The organism is Enterobacter cloacae complex sp. P24RS (assembly GCF_014982165.1).
Classification (GTDB): domain Bacteria; phylum Pseudomonadota; class Gammaproteobacteria; order Enterobacterales; family Enterobacteriaceae; genus Enterobacter; species Enterobacter quasihormaechei.
On sequence record NZ_JADCKU010000013.1, the window covers coordinates 112,602 to 130,970 of the forward strand.

Sequence of the window (18,369 nt, forward strand, 5' to 3'; positions counted from 1 at the left end):
ATTTTTTTGATTCAGAACAAAGTAAAAAGACGAGAGTACAAACGGCGGGCGCTGGAGCAATTGTAAATACGTGCAGGAAAAATCTGATTAATTATTCAACAAAAACAAGCGCTCAGCACGGCGTGTGCTGAGCGCTTCACGTTTAACTCGCCCCGCAGATCCAGCTCAACCCTGCCTGTAAAAAGGCTGCGGTAGCGATACTGCCCAGCACCACGGGGATGAGAAAGGAGCGATCGGGGCCATCGTCCTGTTCTGGCGGTTCTTCAGCATTCAGGACGGACAATGCCTCTTCCCGGGTGCGTGCCGCCAGAAGCCGCTCCCGCACCCGGTCTTCCGTCAGCAGGCTGGTGAGCGACGTCAGCAGCTGCATATGGGTACTGCCTGCTTCCGCTGGCGGAATGGCGAGCAGAAAGACCATTCTCACCGCTTCATCACCTTCCAGGCCCGGCCAGCTTATCGGGTCGTCAAAGAGCGCCAGACAAAACGCCGCCTGCTGCACCGTCTCGGCTTTTCCGTGAGGGACAGCGAGCGCCTCGCCCAGCGCGGTAGGGCCTTCACTTTCGCGTTGTAAAACGCTCTGGATAAATGCCGCTTCATCGTTAATGATTTTTTGCCTGGCGAGCGGCTCGGTCAGCCAGCGGATCAGCGCTTCAGGCGTACGGTGCGGCGGATTGATAAAAACCAGATCGGGGTGCGTCAATGCAAGCAAGTTCATATTAAGCCTCAATCAAAAAATCGCATGTCGCGGAAGGTGAAATCGCCGTTACCGGTTGCACGGGCTCTTCCAGATAGTTGATCTGACGAAGCCCCGCCAGACTTGTCGGGACGGGAACCGGCTGCGTGCCAGCGTTAAACACCCGGACGACCGTGCCAGAGGCCTGCTGCGCATGGGGCAGGGCAGAGAGAATGAGCGGCTCCGGCAGGCTCAATAATGAGAATTCTGCCGGAAGCCTGCGGTCGGGCAGACGCAACGAAAAGCGCTCAAGGCGGTGATCGAGCGTATGCAGCGTTTGCCGCTGATAGGTGAAAGGCTGTCCCGCAGCCTGGTTTTCCAGCTGGCGAAGCGTGAGATGATCGGCGCTGACGGCCAGCGCGACGGTGAACGAGAAGCACAACGGTTTCAGCAGCTGCGCATCGGGGGTCTCGACCACCGTATTATTGATGCCGGACGCCCGGCCCGGTCGCCATTCGAGATCGTTGCGCCCGAGCACGCCCGTGGATTTAAACAACGTCAGGGCAATAGCGGCCGGCGCGCTGCCGATTATCTGAAATTCCTTCATGCCGCGGCTATTCACCACCAGCGCTTTGCCCGCTTCCGCAACAGCAATAATGCCTTCGGTGGTTTCGATATCCACGGGCATTTCGCGATAGTGTTCTCGCCAGTCTTCTTCGTCATACCCCGTTTCGCGCTGGATTAACGCGAAGGGCTGCGAGGCGATAGCGTGCCGGGTGTGAATATCGCTGCCGATCAGTAAACGTAGCCGGTGATCGCAGTGGTTGTTTTCCAGCGAGCTGTCCACATACAGGTTCGGATCGTCTTCGCGTAATGTGCACTCCAGACGAAGGGATAACGGCGTTCGGACAGTACCCTGGCGTCCGGCGAGATCCGGCGGAAGAAACAGGGTGGCTTCAACGATCAGCTTTTCGATAAGCGGCGTTTTCAGGCAGTCGACAAGCGTGAAATGGTCGCATCGCGTCGGTGTATCGCCCGCGAGCGGTGAGAAATCGTAGCTGTCGCCCGCATCCGCACAGTCTTCAAGGGTAAAGAACGAGGGGATGCATCTGCCGCTGCGTTTGTCGTGCAGAGTGAGCGTTCCGTCGGCCAGCGTTAATCGATAATGCGCATTCTCTATCTCGCTGCCCGTTGTCTGTTCAGGCTGCCGGAAAGGCGCCGGGTCATCTTCAACGTTAATGCTGAGATAGCCGACCGGCGGCAGAACCGGTGTTTTCACAGCAACGTGCCAGCGATAATAAGGGGGAAGGGGCGTTTCACATTCGCCTTCGGCGTTAAGAGAGACTGCCGTTCCGCCTGGCAGAATGTCTCTTTTGAGGACGTCGAAGGGGATAGACTGCCCCTGATATTTCAGGGCGATATTTTCAGCCCGGCTATAGAGTGTGGTTATCACCACGCGTCGCGTTGGGGTGCCCAGCGGGTTGAAAATCAGCAGATCGCCTTCCCGAGCGCAGGTGACGCTCAGGGTTTTTACCACCAGGTTCCACAGGCTGTGGCACAGCTGTTCGGTTTGCTCCAGCCGATGCAGAATGTCGCGGTTGGTGGTATCGCTATTACAGCCGCCGATAGAGTCGTGGGCATGGCTTCGCAACAGCTTCTTCCAGAGCGTATCGATCACCGAGAGGTTCACCGGAAGCCCCTGATGACGCGCCATGGCGATTGTCGGCTCCAGCTGTCGCAGGATGAACTGCTCAACATCATCATTTTTCTTTTTGATGTCGTAGCGCACGGAGCCGATCGTTTTATGGATGCGGGTATAGCGCGGCGATTTCAGCTCTCCTTCCCAGCGTTCAAACTGTTCACGCTGCGCGCGCAGAATGTCGACGTAGCGCTCCAGCGAACTGATAACGTACCGGTCTTCATTGGGGGAGCGTGCGCTGGCGATCTGTAGGATTTTCGGCAGCGCCGGGTCGATACTGACCTGATCGCCGCCACAGGGCAGCAGCAGGTCATTTATTCCGGCCCGCGAGCGCAGGAGATTGACCATCGGGAAGATTTTTCCCTGCAAATGACCCGCTTCTGAAGAGATGTTTTTAGCCGCGCCGTAACCGAATGCCATCGCGCAGGCGATAACGGTCGCACCTGACGGCGCCCGCCACAGGAACTGGCTGCTTTTCGCCTGTCTGTCGTGATCGATGCCGCGCCAGAAGACGATGTTGTCGATATTGCAGCCCTGCAAAATCGTGGGCATTTGCGCATTGTGGCCGAAGGTGTCCGGAAGATACCCAACCTGCATGGCATGCCCCAGCTTACGGGCGGCGAAGATGCCGTACTTGAGATTGCGAATAATGGATTCGCCATGCACGTTGTAGGTGTCCGTCTGGGTATACCACGGCCCTACAAAGATCCTTTTTTCTTTGACCAGTTTTTCCAGCCTGGCGCGATAATCGGGATTGATGGCGAGAAAATCCTCCACTACCGCCATCTGCCCGTCAAGGTGGTAGCAGCTGTAAGCGGGGTCCTGCTCCAGCGTGTCGATGACGTCCGCAAAGTTATATGACGCCAGCACCATGCTGTCCTGACGGGTGAAATACCACTCCTGATCCCAGTGCGTATGGGCAATGACGTGGATCTGATTCATGACCTTCCCCTTAGCTGGCGTTCTTTGGGCTGACATAGAGCACGCCCAGAGCGCAAATCAGTGCGCCAGTAAAGACGCTCGCCAGGTAGCCCGCCACATTAGTCGCCAGCGGCCAGCCCCAGATGGCCGGCAGCGGCAGCGTCTGCTTCACGCCAAGGGTGATGGCGACCAGCGCGCCGGCGACGGCACCGGTCATGAACACCGGGATCAGGCGTGGGTTTTTCAGGATGAACGGGATAGCGCCTTCCGAGATCCCAATCACGCCCAGCAATAACGAGGTGCTGCCAACGGTTTTCTCTTCCTGGCTAAAGACATCCGGTAGCCCAAAGCGGCCGTTAAGAAAAGCGGCAAAGCCGACGCCAATGGAGGGGATCACGATGGAGAGTTCGCGGGCGGTTAAATCAAACGTCTCGCTCATGCCATTCAGGCCGAGCGCGACTGAACCCGCCGCCTTATTGACCGGGCCGCCCAGGTCGAACGCGGTGCCTGCGGCGATCATCGCGGAATAGAATCCGCGCCCGGTGTCACCTGCCGAGGTAAAAAAGACCACCATCAGCTGGTTAAGCGAGCCAAAAATCGGGTTAATCAAATATTCCATGACCATCACCAGCGTAATGCCGGTGATGAGCGGGACGACCAGCATGGTCTTGATGGTGGTGAGCTGCTGGCGGACGTGAATGGAATCATTCAGCCAGCGCACCAGATAGCCCACAAAAAAGCCAATGCCGATCGCGCCGAAAAAGCCGGACGGCATAAAGCCTTCGATATCAAAGAAGCGTTTGTAGACCTCGTCTGACATGATGCCGCCGATAAGTCCGGGGATCAGCGCCGGTTTGCCGGCAATGGAAAATGCCAGGTACATGGCGAAAACCGGATACATGAACTTAATGGTCATAAAGCCCACTTTATCCAGCACGCTGAACGGCGAATGATCGATGTTGATAAACTGGCCGGTGATTTTGGCCGTTGCCATCATCAGCCCGCCCATGACCACGACCGGCAGCATATAGCTGATGGCCGCCATAATATGGCCGATAAAAATCTGGTAAGCCGACTGCTGGCGCTCGTCGTCGTCTGCTACGGAGGAGGCGGTGACGTTTTTTTCCATGGCCAGCGCCTGACGCAGATAGCGATCGGTATGCTTGATCAGCGCTTGCGTGCGGGTCTGAAGATGGGGAATGTTTTCAAAACGCTCGGCATCCTGAATGGGAACGTCGGTGGCCAGAATAATGGCCGTGGCGGAGGCGATATCCTGTTTTGTTAAGCGATTTTTTACGCCGTCGCTGCCCTGCGTTTCGACCTTAACCTCAATATTGTGTTCTTTAGCCCATGCAATAATTTTATTCGCCGCCATGAAGGTGTGTGCGATACCTGTCGGGCAGGCCGTCACCGCGACAACTTTTTGTTTCGTCATTGTCATAATTCCCTGGATGTGAAAACCGGGAAAGTATAAAGAGAACCTAAAACAGTTTTTAATGTTTGCTAATACTAATTACGTATCGTGATACGCGACGCTGCATTATGTGAAGCGTCTTCCAGAGGCTATTTTTCTGTTATGTTAATATCATGCCGGGATTAAACAGGGTGTAATATATGAATTCATTTCAGGGAAGTGAACGTTTGATATTTGAATACATTCAGTATCATGCGTCTAATATTTCTAATATATCGGCAAAAGAGATTGCCCGGGATACCTTTACAACGACAACATCCGTTAATCGAGTGTGTAAAAAAATGGGCTATAAAAGCTATACCGAGCTTCGGTATCGTTTTTTACGCGATCATTTTACCCCAGCGCCTGCCGCCCCCGACGCTGGGCCGCACGCGGACGATATTGTGGCGGAGGTGTCAAGGCTGCTTACCCATTCCAGCCATATTTATCTGTACGCGCGCGGTGCTTCACTCACCAGCCTCAACTACCTGTCGCGTTTTTTATCCCTGGCGAGTCTGCCGCACCTCATTTTGAATGATATGCACCAGCTGACACGGGTATCGAAGGGGACGCTGGTACTGATCAGTAAATCCGGGGAGACGCAGTCGCTGATTGAAATGGCGCGTAACGCGCTGCGAAAAGGGTTAAAGATTATTGCGATTACCCGCGAGGGGTCGACGCTGGCGGCGATCTCATCGCTATGCTGGCCGCTAGTTATCGACATTAACGCGGTATCGCTGTATCAGCGGGAAGGACAGCTTGAACTGTTAAGCGCCGTGGACCGTATCGGCTGTAGGTTGCTACAGCACGATACGGTGTAGTCGGGCCGTCAGAGTTGCTTCACTATCCCCAGACGTACGGCATAATCATTTTCATGGTTGCCGTCATTGTTGATATAGGTTTTATCCAGTGACACCAGCTCAACGTAAGGCGTCCAGCCGTCGTCAAGGCTGTAGTTGAACGCGACGGTATGCTCCCAGTAGGTGTCATCCCCGGTTCCCTGATCGACGTTATCCTGCCAGCGGAAGCGTGGGTTATAGGACATACCGAATTTGCCAATGTTATAGGCGAACCAAATGTCGAACTGGTGTGACTGACGGCGGGTATAGCCGCTGCCGTCGAGTTCTTTGTCGCTGTGCGCGTCATTGATGGTGTTATAACGATAGCGGGCAGAGAGGTTCAGACCGTTATCGAACGCTTTCCAGCCCTGAATGAAGGGACGATAGTGGGTATTACTGGGGGTGAAAACCGTCACCATGCCAGGCGCAACGGCAAAGCCATTGCCCAGATTGAAGCGCCAGCGCGTTTCAATCTCCTGTGCCGCCTCCGTTAATCCTTTGTCATCAGGGTTATTTCGGTCGGTATCACCAAAAAAGGTATCGTTGTGGTTTTGTGCAGCTTCAACGGAAAAGTAAAAACCGTTATCCGCCTGATGCATAACCTTAATACGTGAATCATTTACGTCAGAGCGCGTATTATGGCCAAAGCGAAGGTCGACGGACGTATTTCCGCACCATCCCTGTGTGCTCAATAATAATGCGCTAATACACGTTGCTTTAATAATTGTCTTTTTCATCATGTCCTGCCGAGGTTATTAATTAGCAGGGCTATTTTTATTTTTGGCACGCCATGATGTAAAAGCTATCGTCGTACATTTAGCGTATCGCTAAACATAAAAAAAGAGAGACAGCATGCTGTCCCTCCTGATATTTATTCCTGCACCCACCAGATGGCTTCAAACGGGCGCAGTTGCAGCGTATCGGGTCGGGAGGGAACCTCTTCATAGTTACTGAGCGCCACCCGCCATGCTCCCTCTACCGGGGCCGGCTGCCACTGCTGGCGCTCGCGGCTCAGGTTCGCCACCACCATCAGCGTTTGCCCCTGCCACTGGCGGCGATAGCACCACAGGGAAGGGTGCTCAGGCAGGAGATCCTCATAATCCCCCCACGTCAGCACCGACAGAGATTTGCGCAGGCGAATCAGCGACTGATAGGTGTAGAACACCGAACCGGGGTCGTCCAGCGCCGCGCGGGCGTTCACCGTTTCGTAATTATCACAGACGCCAATCCACGGTTCGCCTGCGGTAAAGCCCGCGCCGTGCGAGGCATCCCACTGCATCGGCGTACGGCCATTATCCCGGGATTTACTCGCCAGAATCGCCAGGAGTTCATCGGTATCGCGGCCGTTAGCCCGCTGTTCGGCGAACATGTTCAGGCTCTCCACGTCGCGGTAGTCGGTGATGCGGCTGAAGTGCGGGTTGGTCATACCCAGCTCTTCACCCTGATAGATGTACGGCGTGCCCTGCATGCCGTGCAGCACCATGCCGAGCATTTTCGCCGCCGCCACGCGGTGTTCACCTTCGTCGCCAAAACGCGACACGATGCGCGGCTGATCGTGGTTACACCAGAATAGCGCGTTCCAGGCTTTGTTGTGCATTCCCTGCTGCCAGTGGTGGAAGAGGGTTTTCAGCGCCACGAAGTCCGGCTTCGCCAGCGTCCACTTTTCGCCGCCGGGATAGTCCACCTTCAGGTGGTGGAAGTTAAAGGTCATCGACAGCTCGCGCCCGTCGAGCGCCGCGTACTGCTGGCAGTTCTCCAGCGAGGTGGAAGACATCTCGCCCACCGTCATCAGGTTGCGCGGGGTAAAGACGTCGCGGCTCATCTCCTGAAGATATTCGTGAATGCGCGGCCCGTCGGTGTAGAAGCGACGACCATCGCCGAAGGGATCGTCCGGGAAGGTCTGATCTTTCGAAATCAGGTTGATGACGTCGAGACGCAAACCGTCCACGCCGCGATCGGCCCAGAACTCGCACACTTTTTTCAGCTCGGCACGCACCGCCGGGTTTTCCCAGTTGAGATCCGCCTGCTCCGGCGCGAAGAGATGCAGATAATACTGCTCGCTTTCGGCGTGCCAGCGCCAGGCGTTGCCGCCAAATTTCGAGCGCCAGTTGTTGGGAAGCACGTCCGGCGTGCCGTCGCGCCAGATGTAAAACTGGCGGTACGGACTCTCTTTGTTCAGCGATTCGCGGAACCAGGCGTGCTGCGTGGAGGTATGGTTAAAGACCATATCCAGCACGATGCGGATGCCGCGATCGTGCGCCTCGGCAACCAGCTCGTCAAAGTCGTCCAGCGTGCCGTAGGTCGGGTCGATGGCGGTGTAGTTCGCCACGTCGTAACCGTTATCCACCTGCGGGGAGATGTAGAACGGCGTCAGCCAGATGGCGTCAATGCCGAGGGTTTTCAGGTAGTCCAGGCGCTGCGTCACGCCGCGCAGATCGCCCGTGCCGCTGCCGGTCGTGTCCTGAAAACTCTTTGGGTAAATCTGATAGATAACGCCGTTCTGCCACCAGTGAGGAAGGGTATTCATAGTGCTTTCCTGCAAATGCGAAGGGACGCAACTGCGCCCCGAAAGAGGGAATTAAACAATCTGCAACGTGCCCTGACGGAACTTACGCTGGTAAACCACGGTGGTCAGCACCATTGGGATGATAATCGCCACCGCCATGGCCAGCGCAAATACCTGCCAGAAAGCGGGCTGAATGGAGAGGATACCCGGCAGGCCGCCGACGCCAATTCCGTTCGCCATCACGCTATTCAGACCGCACAGCAGGCCCGCCAGACCAGAGCCGATCATCGCGCAGAGCATCGGGAAGCGGTACTTCAGGTTGATGCCGTACATCGCCGGTTCGGTGACGCCGAGGTAGGCGGAAATAGCCGCCGGAACGGAAATCTCACGCTCGTTGTGCTTGCGGCTGACGATGATGATGCCGGTGACCGCAGACGCCTGCGCGATATTAGACAGGGCGATAATCGGCCAGACCGGCGTACCGCCGAGGCTTTGAATCATCTGCATATCGATGGCCAGCGTGGTCTGGTGTACGCCGGTGATCACCAGCGGAGCGTACAGGAAGCCGAACAGCGCGGCACCGATTGGCGCGAAGCTGCCGGTCATCAGGTGACGGACCGCGAAGGCCACGCCGTCGCCAATCATGCGGCCAAACGGACCGATAAAGGCATGCGCCAGGAACACTGCCAGGATCAGCGAGCAGACCGGGACCACCACCAGATAGAGGTAATCCGGCACGATGCGCTTCAGGCGCGTTTCAATAAAGCCCAGCGCCAGGCCCGCCAGCAGGGCCGGGATCACCTGCGCCTGATAGCCCACCTTGGCGATGCTAAACAGGCCAAAGTTCCACACCTCCGGCACCTGCTGACCAAGTAAGTAAGCGTTCATTAACTGCGGAGAGACCAGCGTAACGCCCAGCACGATGCCCAGAATCGGCGTGCCGCCCATCTTGCGCACCGCCGACCAGCAAATCCCGACCGGCAGATAGAAGAAGATCGCCTCGCCAATCAGCCACAGGAAGTCATAGATGCTTTGCAGCGCCGGGTACATCTGCGCCAGGGTTTTGCCGTCGCTCATCGGCACGTCGCCGATGACATTACGGAAGCCGAGAATTAAGCCCCCGCTGATCAGCGCCGGCAGCAGTGGGAAAAAGATCTCCGCGAAGTGGGAAATCAACTGCTCGTGCCATTTCATATTCTGGCGCGCCGCCTTCTTCGCCTGCTCCTTATCGGCGGAAGCGTGCCCGGTAGTCGCCAGCAGAGCCTGATAGTAATCGCCCACTTCGGTACCAATCACCACCTGGAATTGCCCGGCGTTGGTGAAGCAGCCTTTAACCATCTTGAGCTCTTCAATGGCCTTCGGATCGGCCTTAGCCGGATCGTTCAGCACGAAGCGCAGGCGGGTAATGCAGTGGCTGACGGTGGCGATGTTTTCGCGTCCGCCGACCAGGACGATAAGCCGATCGATATCTGCTTGTTTGACTTTACTCATCATGAAACCTCATGACCGGTTGATAGGGGTAATGACCTGAGCGCAAGCCTACTCTTTCAGCGTGACGGCGAAAATGGGAACGTTCCCGAAATCGGGCGGAGATCACAATAATCCATTCAAGAAGGTTATGAGAGGTGGGCAGGAATAACGATCTGACGTGGCTCTGCACGACCATTGATCTGCTCGATCAGCTGCGCGGCAGCCTGACGGCCAGACTCGCCGTAGCCGGGATCAACGCTGATAATCTCCGGGTGTAAGAACTTCATCAGCGGCGTGTTTCCCACGCTCGCTAATTGCAGCTCCCCGATGCGCTGCTCCTGCAAATATTTGCTCGCGCCTAATGCAAGGGTATCCGTGGCGCACACCAGGGCGGTGGTGTGCGGGGTTAGCACGCTGGCGACCTGCTCATATCCCTGCTTCATGCCCAGCCCCGGCAGCGCGGCCACGGCAGGGAGGTTGTTTATTTTACAAAACGCCAGATACGCTTCATGGCGACGCTTGCCGGTGGTGACGTCGGCATGCGGCACGCCGAGATAGCTGATATGCCGATGGCCCTGTTCATACAGGCGCTGCATCAGGATCACTATCGCTCCTTCGTCATCATAACAAACGGAGGCAAACCCGCTGGCGTCGCGCGCCAGCAGCACCAGCGACGGCTGCCAGGGCTTCAGCACGTCCTCTTTCAGGCCGGTAAACCCGAACAACACCACGCCGTCAATGTTGCGGCGCTGAAGCATACCCAGATGCTCCTCCACCATTTGCGCGGAGAACTGGCTCTCCATCATGATCGGATCGTAGCCCTGCTCGTAAAAGGCGGGAAGCATGGTCTGCACGGCGAGGTTTTCGGAGAGGGAATCCAGACGCGAGACAATAATGGCGACCACTTTATCGCTCTGCCCGCGCATGGCGCGCGCGGAGCGGGAAGGGGAAAAACCGTGCTGATTCATCACCGCCTCGACGCGCTCGCGGGTGCGCTCGCTGACACCGCTTTCGTTGTTCAGCACGCGTGAGACGGTCGATTTCCCCACGCCGCTTAAACGCGCGATATCTTTAATCGTAAGGCGGTTCTGCATGCTGTATTCCCTGTAACAACGATAAAATAGTCAATTGAGCCTAATGCTATCCTGCGAATTCGCTATGGGCAAAGTCTGGTTTACGTTTGGTTTATTTGCAGAGCGTTATAATACCGCCCGATTAGCCACAAACGGTATGGATAAATCTCTATACTGCGTGCCGACACCCTACTTTTACTCACCGGAGGCCACATGGATCCCGATCCCGTACCTCTCCTGACCAGGAGAAAACCTTCTTTCCGGTAAGGCAGCCTTTTGCTGTCTCACCGGCGTGAGGCAGCAACGTTCATACGTTCCTGCTTGTTAAATTAAGTGCCTGACAGGTAAGGCTTTGCCACGCCTGCGGGAAAGACTGCGTCCGCCTTTGCGGATGCGGGGGAATGACTATGCTGAAAAATATCACCCGGCAGCTGTTTACGCAGCTGAGCCGCCATCTGCCACGCCGCCTGATTGCGCGCGATCCGCTGCCAAATGCCAACACCATGGCGGGAGCGGTGATTCCCGCCTCCCTGACCGAGCGCTGCCTGAACGTGGCGGCGATGGATGAAAACGAAGTCTGGCGCGCCTTTGGCGGCCACCCGGAAGGGCTGAACGCGCAAGAAGTGTTAAAAAGCCGCGCGGAACATGGCGACAACCAAATCCCGGCGCAGAAACCCTCTCCCTGGTGGGTCCACCTGTGGCTCTGCTATCGCAACCCGTTCAACCTGCTGCTGACGGTGCTCGGGATTATCTCTTACGCCACTGAAGATCTGTTTGCCGCAGGCGTGATCGCCCTGATGGTGGGCATCTCCACGCTGCTTAACTTTATTCAGGAAGCGCGCTCCACCAAAGCGGCAGACGCCCTGAAGGCGATGGTCAGCAATACCGCGACCGTCTCGCGCGTGATTAACGATCTCGGCGAAAGCGCCTGGGTTGAGCTGCCCATTGACCAGCTGGTACCGGGCGACCTGGTGAAGCTGGCGGCGGGAGACATGATCCCGGCGGATTTACGCGTCATCCAGGCGCGGGATCTGTTCGTCGCTCAGGCCTCACTGACCGGTGAATCCCTGCCCGTGGAGAAGGTCGCGCGGACCCGCGACCCGCAGCAGATGAACCCGCTCGAGTGCGACACCCTGTGCTTTATGGGCACCACGGTGGTCAGCGGCACGGCGCAGGCGATTGTCACCGCCACCGGCGGCAACACCTGGTTTGGGCAGCTGGCCGGGCGCGTCAGCGAGCAGGAGAGCGAGCCGAATGCGTTCCAGAAAGGCATTGGCCGCGTCAGCATGCTGCTGATCCGCTTTATGATGGTCATGACGCCGATTGTCCTGCTGATCAACGGCTACACCAAAGGCGACTGGTGGGAAGCGGCGCTGTTCGCGCTCTCCGTGGCCGTCGGCCTGACGCCGGAAATGCTGCCGATGATCGTGACCTCCACGCTGGCGCGCGGGGCGGTCAAACTCTCTAAACAAAAGGTGATCGTCAAACACCTCGACGCTATCCAGAACTTTGGCGCGATGGACATTCTCTGCACCGATAAAACCGGCACCCTGACCCAGGACAAAATCGTGCTGGAGAATCACACCGATATTGCCGGGAAGACCAGCGAGCGCGTGCTGTACAGCGCGTGGCTGAACAGCCATTACCAGACCGGGCTGAAAAACCTGCTCGACGTGGCGGTGCTGGAAGGCGTGGATGAAGAGTCTGCCCGCATGCTCTCTGGCCGCTGGCAGAAGGTGGACGAAATCCCGTTCGACTTTGAGCGCCGCCGCATGTCGGTGGTGGTGAGCGAGCAGCCGGACGTGCATCAGCTGATCTGCAAGGGGGCGTTGCAGGAGATCCTGAACGTTTCAACGCAGGTGCGCCACAACGGGGAGATCGTGCCGCTGGACGACACCATGCTGCGCCGCATCAAGCGCGTCACCGATAGCCTGAACCGTCAGGGGCTGCGCGTGGTGGCGGTGGCGAGCAAATTCCTGCCCGCGCGCGAGGGTGACTATCAGCGTATCGACGAATCCGACCTGATCCTCGAAGGTTACATCGCCTTCCTCGATCCGCCGAAAGAGACCACCGCCCCCGCGCTGAAGGCGCTGAAGGCGAGCGGTATTACCGTCAAAATCCTGACCGGCGACAGCGAGCTGGTGGCGGCCAAAGTGTGCTCCGAAGTGGGGCTGGACGCGGGCGACGTGGTGGTGGGGAGCGACATCGAAACGCTTTCTGACGACGAACTGGCGCAGCTTGCCCAGCGCACGACGCTGTTTGCCCGCCTGACGCCGATGCACAAAGAGCGCATCGTGACGCTGCTGCGTCGTGAAGGGCACGTGGTGGGCTTTATGGGCGACGGCATCAACGATGCGCCGGCGCTGCGTGCGGCGGATATCGGCATCTCCGTGGACGGCGCGGTGGATATTGCCCGCGAGGCGGCGGATATCATCCTGCTGGAAAAGAGCCTGATGGTGCTGGAGGAGGGCGTCATCGAAGGGCGTCGCACCTTCGCCAACATGCTGAAGTACATCAAAATGACCGCCAGCTCCAACTTCGGTAACGTCTTCAGCGTGCTGGTGGCGAGCGCGTTTCTGCCGTTCCTGCCGATGCTGCCGCTGCACCTGCTGATCCAGAACCTGATGTACGATGTCTCTCAGGTAGCGATCCCGTTTGATAACGTGGACGACGAGCAGATCCAGAAGCCGCAGCGCTGGAACCCCGCCGATCTGGGGCGCTTTATGCTGTTCTTTGGGCCGATCAGCTCCATCTTCGACATTCTGACCTTCTGCCTGATGTGGTTTGTGTTCCACGCCAACACGCCGGAACACCAGACACTGTTCCAGTCCGGCTGGTTCGTGGTAGGGCTGCTGTCCCAGACGCTGATTGTGCACATGATCCGCACCCGCCGCATTCCGTTTATCCAGAGCCGCGCCGCGTGGCCGCTGATTGTGATGACGGGCATTGTGATGGCGCTCGGGATCGCGCTGCCGTTCTCGCCTCTTGCAGGTTACCTGCAACTTCAGGCGCTGCCGCTGAGCTACTTCCCGTGGCTGGTGGCGATCCTCGCGGGCTATATGGTGCTGACGCAGATGGTGAAAGGATTCTATGCGCGTCGATATGGGTGGCAGTAAGCTCATTTTGCCACAATCCAGACGTAGGCCGGGTAAGGCGAAGCCGCCACCCGGCATCTGGCTTTCCTCCCAAATTCAACAACCTGTGATCTCCGTCGGCGCATTCGCTTGACGACAATTTGTACGCATGTTAACAGAATGTTTTGCCTGTATTTGGCCCGTCAGATAAGGAACATTCATGTTACGGTACAGTCTCTTAACCGCCGGGCTTATGCTCGGCGCCTCCGCTTTTGCCGCGCCGGCAGGCGACCTTCCCCTGATGCCCTGGCCTGCGAAGGTTGAACGCCCGACGACTCAGGGCGCGCTGGTGCTTAACAATCAACTCTCCGTGAGCGTCAGCGGCGACGATCTGGGGGATGCGGTCAACCGCCTGCGCCAGCGCATTGCGCTGCAAACCGGCTGGACGCTACAGCCGCAGGCCGAAAAACCTGACAAGCCGACCATCCGCATCGCCATCGCCAGAAAGGTGAAGCCGCAGCCGCTGCCGGACAGCGATGAAAGCTATACCCTGAAGGTCGATGCCAACGGCGTGAACATCTCCGCCAACACCCGCTTTGGCGCATTGCGCGCGATGGAAACCTTGCTCCAGCTGATGCAGAACGGTGCCGAAAACACTTCGATTCCGTGGGTTACCATCGAAGATTCGCCGCGCTTTCCGTGGCGCGGGCTGCTGCTCGATTCGGCGCGCCATTTCATCCCGTTACCCGATATCAAACGCCAGATCGACGGTATGGCCGCGGCTAAGCTCAACGTTCTGCACTGGCATCTGACTGACGATCAGGGCTGGCGCTTTACCTCGAAGCGTTATCCAAAATTAACCCAGCTTGCCAGCGACGGGCTGTTCTACACCCCTGAGCAGATGCGCGAGATTGTGCGTTACGCTGCCGAACGCGGCATACGCGTGGTGCCGGAGATCGATATGCCGGGCCACGCCTCAGCGATTGCCGTCGCCTATCCGGAACTGATGAGCGCGCCGGGGCCGTACGCCATGGAGCGCCACTGGGGCGTGCTGAAGCCGGTGCTGGATCCCACCAAAGAGGCGACTTACACCTTTGCCGACGCGATGGTCAGCGAACTGGCGGCGATCTTCCCCGATCCGTATCTGCATATCGGCGGCGATGAAGTGGACGACAGCCAGTGGAAAGCGAACGCGGCGATTCAGAGATTTATGCGCGACAACAAACTGGCGGACAGCCACGCGTTGCAGGCGTATTTCAACCGCAAGCTGGAGACGATCCTTGAGAAGCACCATCGGCAGATGGTCGGCTGGGATGAGATCTACCATCCCGATCTGCCGAAAAGCATTCTGATCCAGTCCTGGCAGGGGCAGGACGCACTGGGGCAGGTGGCGCAGAACGGCTATAAGGGCATTCTCTCAACCGGCTTCTATCTCGACCAGCCGCAGTCCACCGCCTATCACTACCGCAACGAAATTGTGCCGCAGGGCTTAAACGGCGTGGATGTGATAGCGGACACCGACAGCGCACAGAGCTGGACTTTCTCCATGCCGCGCCTGAAGGGCAAGCCGGTGGAAGGCAGCTTTACGCTGGTGAAAGGCGACGCCGGATGGCGCGGATTTATTGATTTTGCCGGGAAATCGCGTCGGGCGGTGAATAACATTCAGTGGCGAGGCGACAACCAGGTGACGTTTACCGTTGACACCTGGATGGGTGAAACGCGCCCGGTCGTTTCAGTTGCGAACGATAAGCTCAACGGTTATTTCCTGGTGGGCAACGCCCGCTACCCGATTGACGGAACGCGTCTGGACGAGGTGCCAAAAGGCATACCGCCCGTGGTGCCGGACCCGGCGAACGAGGCCAACCTGCTCGGCGGCGAAGCCGCGCTGTGGGCGGAAAACGTGGTCGCGCCGGTGCTGGATATCCGCCTGTGGCCGCGCGCCTTTGCGGTGGCGGAGCGGCTATGGTCGGCGAAGGACGTGAACGACGTCGACAACATGTATACCCGGCTACAGGCGATGGACAGCTGGTCCACGGTGTCGGTTGGGCTACAGCAGCATACCCAGCAGCAGGTACAGTTCACGCGGCTGGCAAATAATGCGGATACCCTGCCGCTGCAAATCCTCGCCCAGGCGCTCGAGCCGGCGCAGTATTACACCCGCCAGCATCTCAAGTTCCAGGCTGGAAACTATCATCAGTTCGAGCCGCTTAACCGGCTCGCGGACGCGCTAAACGCTGAAAGTGCTACCGTGCGTCAGATGAATAAATGGGCCGACCGTCTGGTCAGCGACGCGGAAGACACGGAAAGCGCCGAGGCGCTGCGCCACGTCTTTAACCGCTGGCAGAACAACACCAGCGACGTGCTGGCCTTGAGCGAAAACAGCTATCAGCTGAAGGCCATTAAGCCGGTGATTCAGGAGGTGGATAAGCTGGCCTCGATTGGCCTGAGGCTGACGGATCTGGTGGCGCGTCAGGGGACGCTGGACGACAAAGAGATAGCCTCGATCCAGAGCGAGCTGGACAGCGCGGCGAAGATTCAGGACGAAGTGGTGATTGCAGCGGTCTATCCGCTGGAGACGCTGCTACGCGCCACGCGGAATCAGTAACACACATGCCCGGTGGCGTGTAGGCCCGGCAAACGAAGTGCCGCCGGGCGTAAAGGCTACTCAGTTCTTCAGAACCCACGCCTCTTTCCAGTGTGCGCCAACGCCTGGCTCATACTGGTTTGCGGTTGGGCTGTACTGTACGCAGTAGCCGCTGTACGGGAAAGGCTTACATTCGTAGGTCTTACCGTCTTTAGGCAGAAGCACCACGGTACCTGCCTTGTAAGACGCGATATTGTCCGGGAAGGTAAAGTCGTGGTGACCGGTGCTGTCCGCGGCTGCATCGCTTTCCAGCATCAGGTTCAGCACGTCCTGCGCGAACATCGTGCCGTCTTTATTGGTCGCGTAGTATTTCAGCATGTGGTGGCCGGCGGTCACGTCGGTCAGGGTCATGGTGACGTCCTGATTGCTGTTGTTCATGTCCTGCTTCAGGTAGCCTTTTTCCGCACCGTGGTGGTTCATCACGTGTGCTTCAAAATTCACGTCGCCCTGCGTATTCACGTGGAAGGTCACGGTCGCGTTGCCATGTTCGATTTTGCTGTATTGCAGATCGGTAACGGCGATGGTCTCGCTCACCTGCGCTTTCTGCTCTTCATAAGAGATAGCAACGGACTGTAAGGTGCTGCCGTCTTTCACGAAGACGCTGTTAGCGCCGTGAACCGGGCTGATGTCACCGGCTTCATCCTTCACGCCGACGCGCACGTCGTGCTGCGCGGTGTTGATCTTCTGCGCCAGATCGTAGGACCACTGGTTAGCGTCGCCCTGCTCAGCAGAGCCGATGGTCATCTCGGTGCGCATGGCGGTCACTTCGCCGTGGGCGTCAAAGAAGCGTGCGATAACCTTATCACCCACGTTCAGGTTATTACCGGCAATCTGGCCGCTCAGGGTTTTGCTCCACTCGGATACGATCGCAGGTGTTTCGTCCGGGGTCACGTTGCCGCCATTGCCGAAATCAACGTCGATAGCCTGATAGAAGCTGTTTGAAGTATCTGCAATTTCCCATACGCCGTAAATGACCTGATAGCCCGTGCGCTCAGGAACATTACAGGTCATGGATTTTGTTACGGCTGGCGCCTGGCTATTTCCGTTAATTGTACAGAACGGGGTTAATTCAAACTGATCGCGCGTTAGCGGCTTATTTGGGTCCCAGTTTTGTTTGGTAATGTAATAACGCCAGTTGGTGGTTTTGTGCGGCGCAGTATGGTGCCAGACAAATTCATGCGGGCCCGCGGCCATTGGGTTTTTAGTCCACGCATTCAGGCTCTGCTTATCCAGCTGAGAATATTGTGAGATACCCGCGCTGGCGAGGTGTCCGTCTGCTGGCTCTGCCCCGGTCGGGAAGCCGGAGGTTTTCTCTACGCTCTGCGGTTCATACTGTACGGAGCCGCAATCAATATTTTGACCCAGCTTACACATATAGGCGCGGCTGGCAGGAGATTCAATATATCCGTGGGCAAATGCGGAAGACGCAACGGTCAATGTTGCGAGCGCAAGTGCGATTTTTGAAAGTTTCATTACTCATCCATAAAAAGAGAATATTACTAGGCGGGGGGGATTCTAATAATCGGACAAGTAATATGTCATTTCGTACAGAGAGTAAAAATGGTCGCAATAATAAAGGCAGCGAGCGCTGCCTTTTATTTATTGAAATAAATTAGCGACGTACGGCGATCGCTTCAATTTCAATTTTCACGTCTTTTGGCAGACGCGCTACTTCCACGCAGGAGCGCGCCGGGAAGGTGGCGTTGTGCTCGGTGAAGAACGCTTCGTACGTGGCGTTAACGGTGGCGAAGTCGTTCAGATCTTTCACGAACACCGTCGTTTTGACGATATCACCCACCTTCAGGCCCGCAGATTCAACGATAGCCTGCACGTTTTCCAGCGACTGACGCGCCTGTGCCGCCACGTCGACCGGCACTTCACCGGTTTTCGGGTTTACCGGGATCTGGCCAGAGGTGATGATCATGCTGCCCAGATCAACGCCCTGAACGTATGGGCCAATGGCCGCTGGTGCATTTTCCGTCGCGAGTACTTTGCTCATTTTTTCTCCAGAATTACA

12 protein-coding genes are annotated in these 18,369 nt (G+C 57.3%); 3 read left to right on the forward strand and 9 right to left on the reverse strand.

The window, feature by feature from the left end; translation table 11 throughout:
* Window positions 1-142: 142 nt before the first annotated feature.
* The 3 genes from INF58_RS14950 to INF58_RS14960 are packed head-to-tail and all read right to left on the reverse strand — an operon-like array spanning window position 143 to window position 4,728.
* Window positions 143-715, reverse strand: a complete 573-nt coding sequence (locus INF58_RS14950; protein WP_193527984.1) for a PTS sugar transporter subunit IIA — start codon at window positions 713-715, stop codon at window positions 143-145.
* 1 nt (window position 716) lies between these two features.
* Window positions 717-3,314 (reverse strand): glycoside hydrolase family 38 C-terminal domain-containing protein, encoded by a 2,598-nt coding sequence (locus INF58_RS14955; RefSeq protein WP_193527985.1) that lies wholly within the window; start codon window positions 3,312-3,314, stop codon window positions 717-719.
* Window positions 3,315-3,324: 10 nt separating this feature from the next.
* Complete coding sequence (locus INF58_RS14960) at window positions 3,325-4,728, reverse strand: PTS fructose transporter subunit IIC (RefSeq protein ID WP_193527986.1); 1,404 nt, start codon at window positions 4,726-4,728, stop codon at window positions 3,325-3,327.
* Window positions 4,729-4,907: 179 nt separating this feature from the next.
* On the opposite strand from INF58_RS14960, the gene INF58_RS14965 reads away from it, so the two are divergent.
* The gene (locus INF58_RS14965) at window positions 4,908-5,567 is read left to right on the forward strand and encodes a MurR/RpiR family transcriptional regulator (RefSeq protein ID WP_131638015.1); all 660 of its coding nucleotides are present in this window, start codon (window positions 4,908-4,910) and stop codon (window positions 5,565-5,567) included.
* An 8-nt stretch (window positions 5,568-5,575) separates the two neighbouring features.
* Here the strand turns inward: INF58_RS14965 and INF58_RS14970 are convergent, their stop codons facing one another.
* The 4 genes from INF58_RS14970 to treR all read right to left on the reverse strand — a co-directional run bounded on the left by INF58_RS14970 (window position 5,576) and on the right by treR (window position 10,655).
* A complete protein-coding gene (locus INF58_RS14970; RefSeq protein ID WP_193527987.1) occupies window positions 5,576-6,322 on the reverse strand; it encodes an oligogalacturonate-specific porin KdgM family protein in 747 nt (248 codons plus the stop codon).
* Window positions 6,323-6,456: 134 nt separating this feature from the next.
* Window positions 6,457-8,112, reverse strand: a complete 1,656-nt coding sequence (treC, locus tag INF58_RS14975; protein ID WP_063867222.1) for an alpha,alpha-phosphotrehalase — start codon at window positions 8,110-8,112, stop codon at window positions 6,457-6,459.
* A 51-nt stretch (window positions 8,113-8,163) separates the two neighbouring features.
* On the reverse strand, window positions 8,164-9,582 hold the full coding sequence (gene treB, locus INF58_RS14980; protein ID WP_180979069.1) for a PTS trehalose transporter subunit IIBC: 1,419 nt from the start codon (window positions 9,580-9,582) through the stop codon (window positions 8,164-8,166).
* Window positions 9,583-9,707: 125 nt separating this feature from the next.
* The gene (gene treR, locus INF58_RS14985; protein ID WP_193527988.1) at window positions 9,708-10,655 is read right to left on the reverse strand and encodes a trehalose operon repressor TreR; all 948 of its coding nucleotides are present in this window, start codon (window positions 10,653-10,655) and stop codon (window positions 9,708-9,710) included.
* Window positions 10,656-11,041: 386 nt separating this feature from the next.
* Between treR and mgtA the strand changes: the two genes are divergently transcribed.
* Together mgtA and INF58_RS14995 are read left to right on the forward strand one after the other, a co-directional pair.
* Window positions 11,042-13,750, forward strand: coding sequence for a magnesium-translocating P-type ATPase (mgtA, locus tag INF58_RS14990; protein ID WP_193527989.1), 2,709 nt, complete (start codon window positions 11,042-11,044; stop codon window positions 13,748-13,750).
* A 178-nt stretch (window positions 13,751-13,928) separates the two neighbouring features.
* Window positions 13,929-16,313 (forward strand): beta-N-acetylhexosaminidase, encoded by a 2,385-nt coding sequence (locus INF58_RS14995; RefSeq protein WP_193527990.1) that lies wholly within the window; start codon window positions 13,929-13,931, stop codon window positions 16,311-16,313.
* A 60-nt stretch (window positions 16,314-16,373) separates the two neighbouring features.
* On the opposite strand, the gene gbpA is transcribed toward INF58_RS14995, so the two are convergent.
* Window positions 16,374-17,825 carry an N-acetylglucosamine-binding protein GbpA gene (gene gbpA, locus INF58_RS15000; protein WP_193527991.1) on the reverse strand — a complete coding sequence of 484 codons (1,452 nt, stop codon included), beginning with the start codon at window positions 17,823-17,825 and terminating at the stop codon, window positions 16,374-16,376.
* 139 nt (window positions 17,826-17,964) lie between these two features.
* On the reverse strand, window positions 17,965-18,351 hold the full coding sequence (ridA, locus tag INF58_RS15005; RefSeq protein WP_058671165.1) for a 2-iminobutanoate/2-iminopropanoate deaminase: 387 nt from the start codon (window positions 18,349-18,351) through the stop codon (window positions 17,965-17,967).
* Window positions 18,352-18,369: the final 18 nt, after the last annotated feature.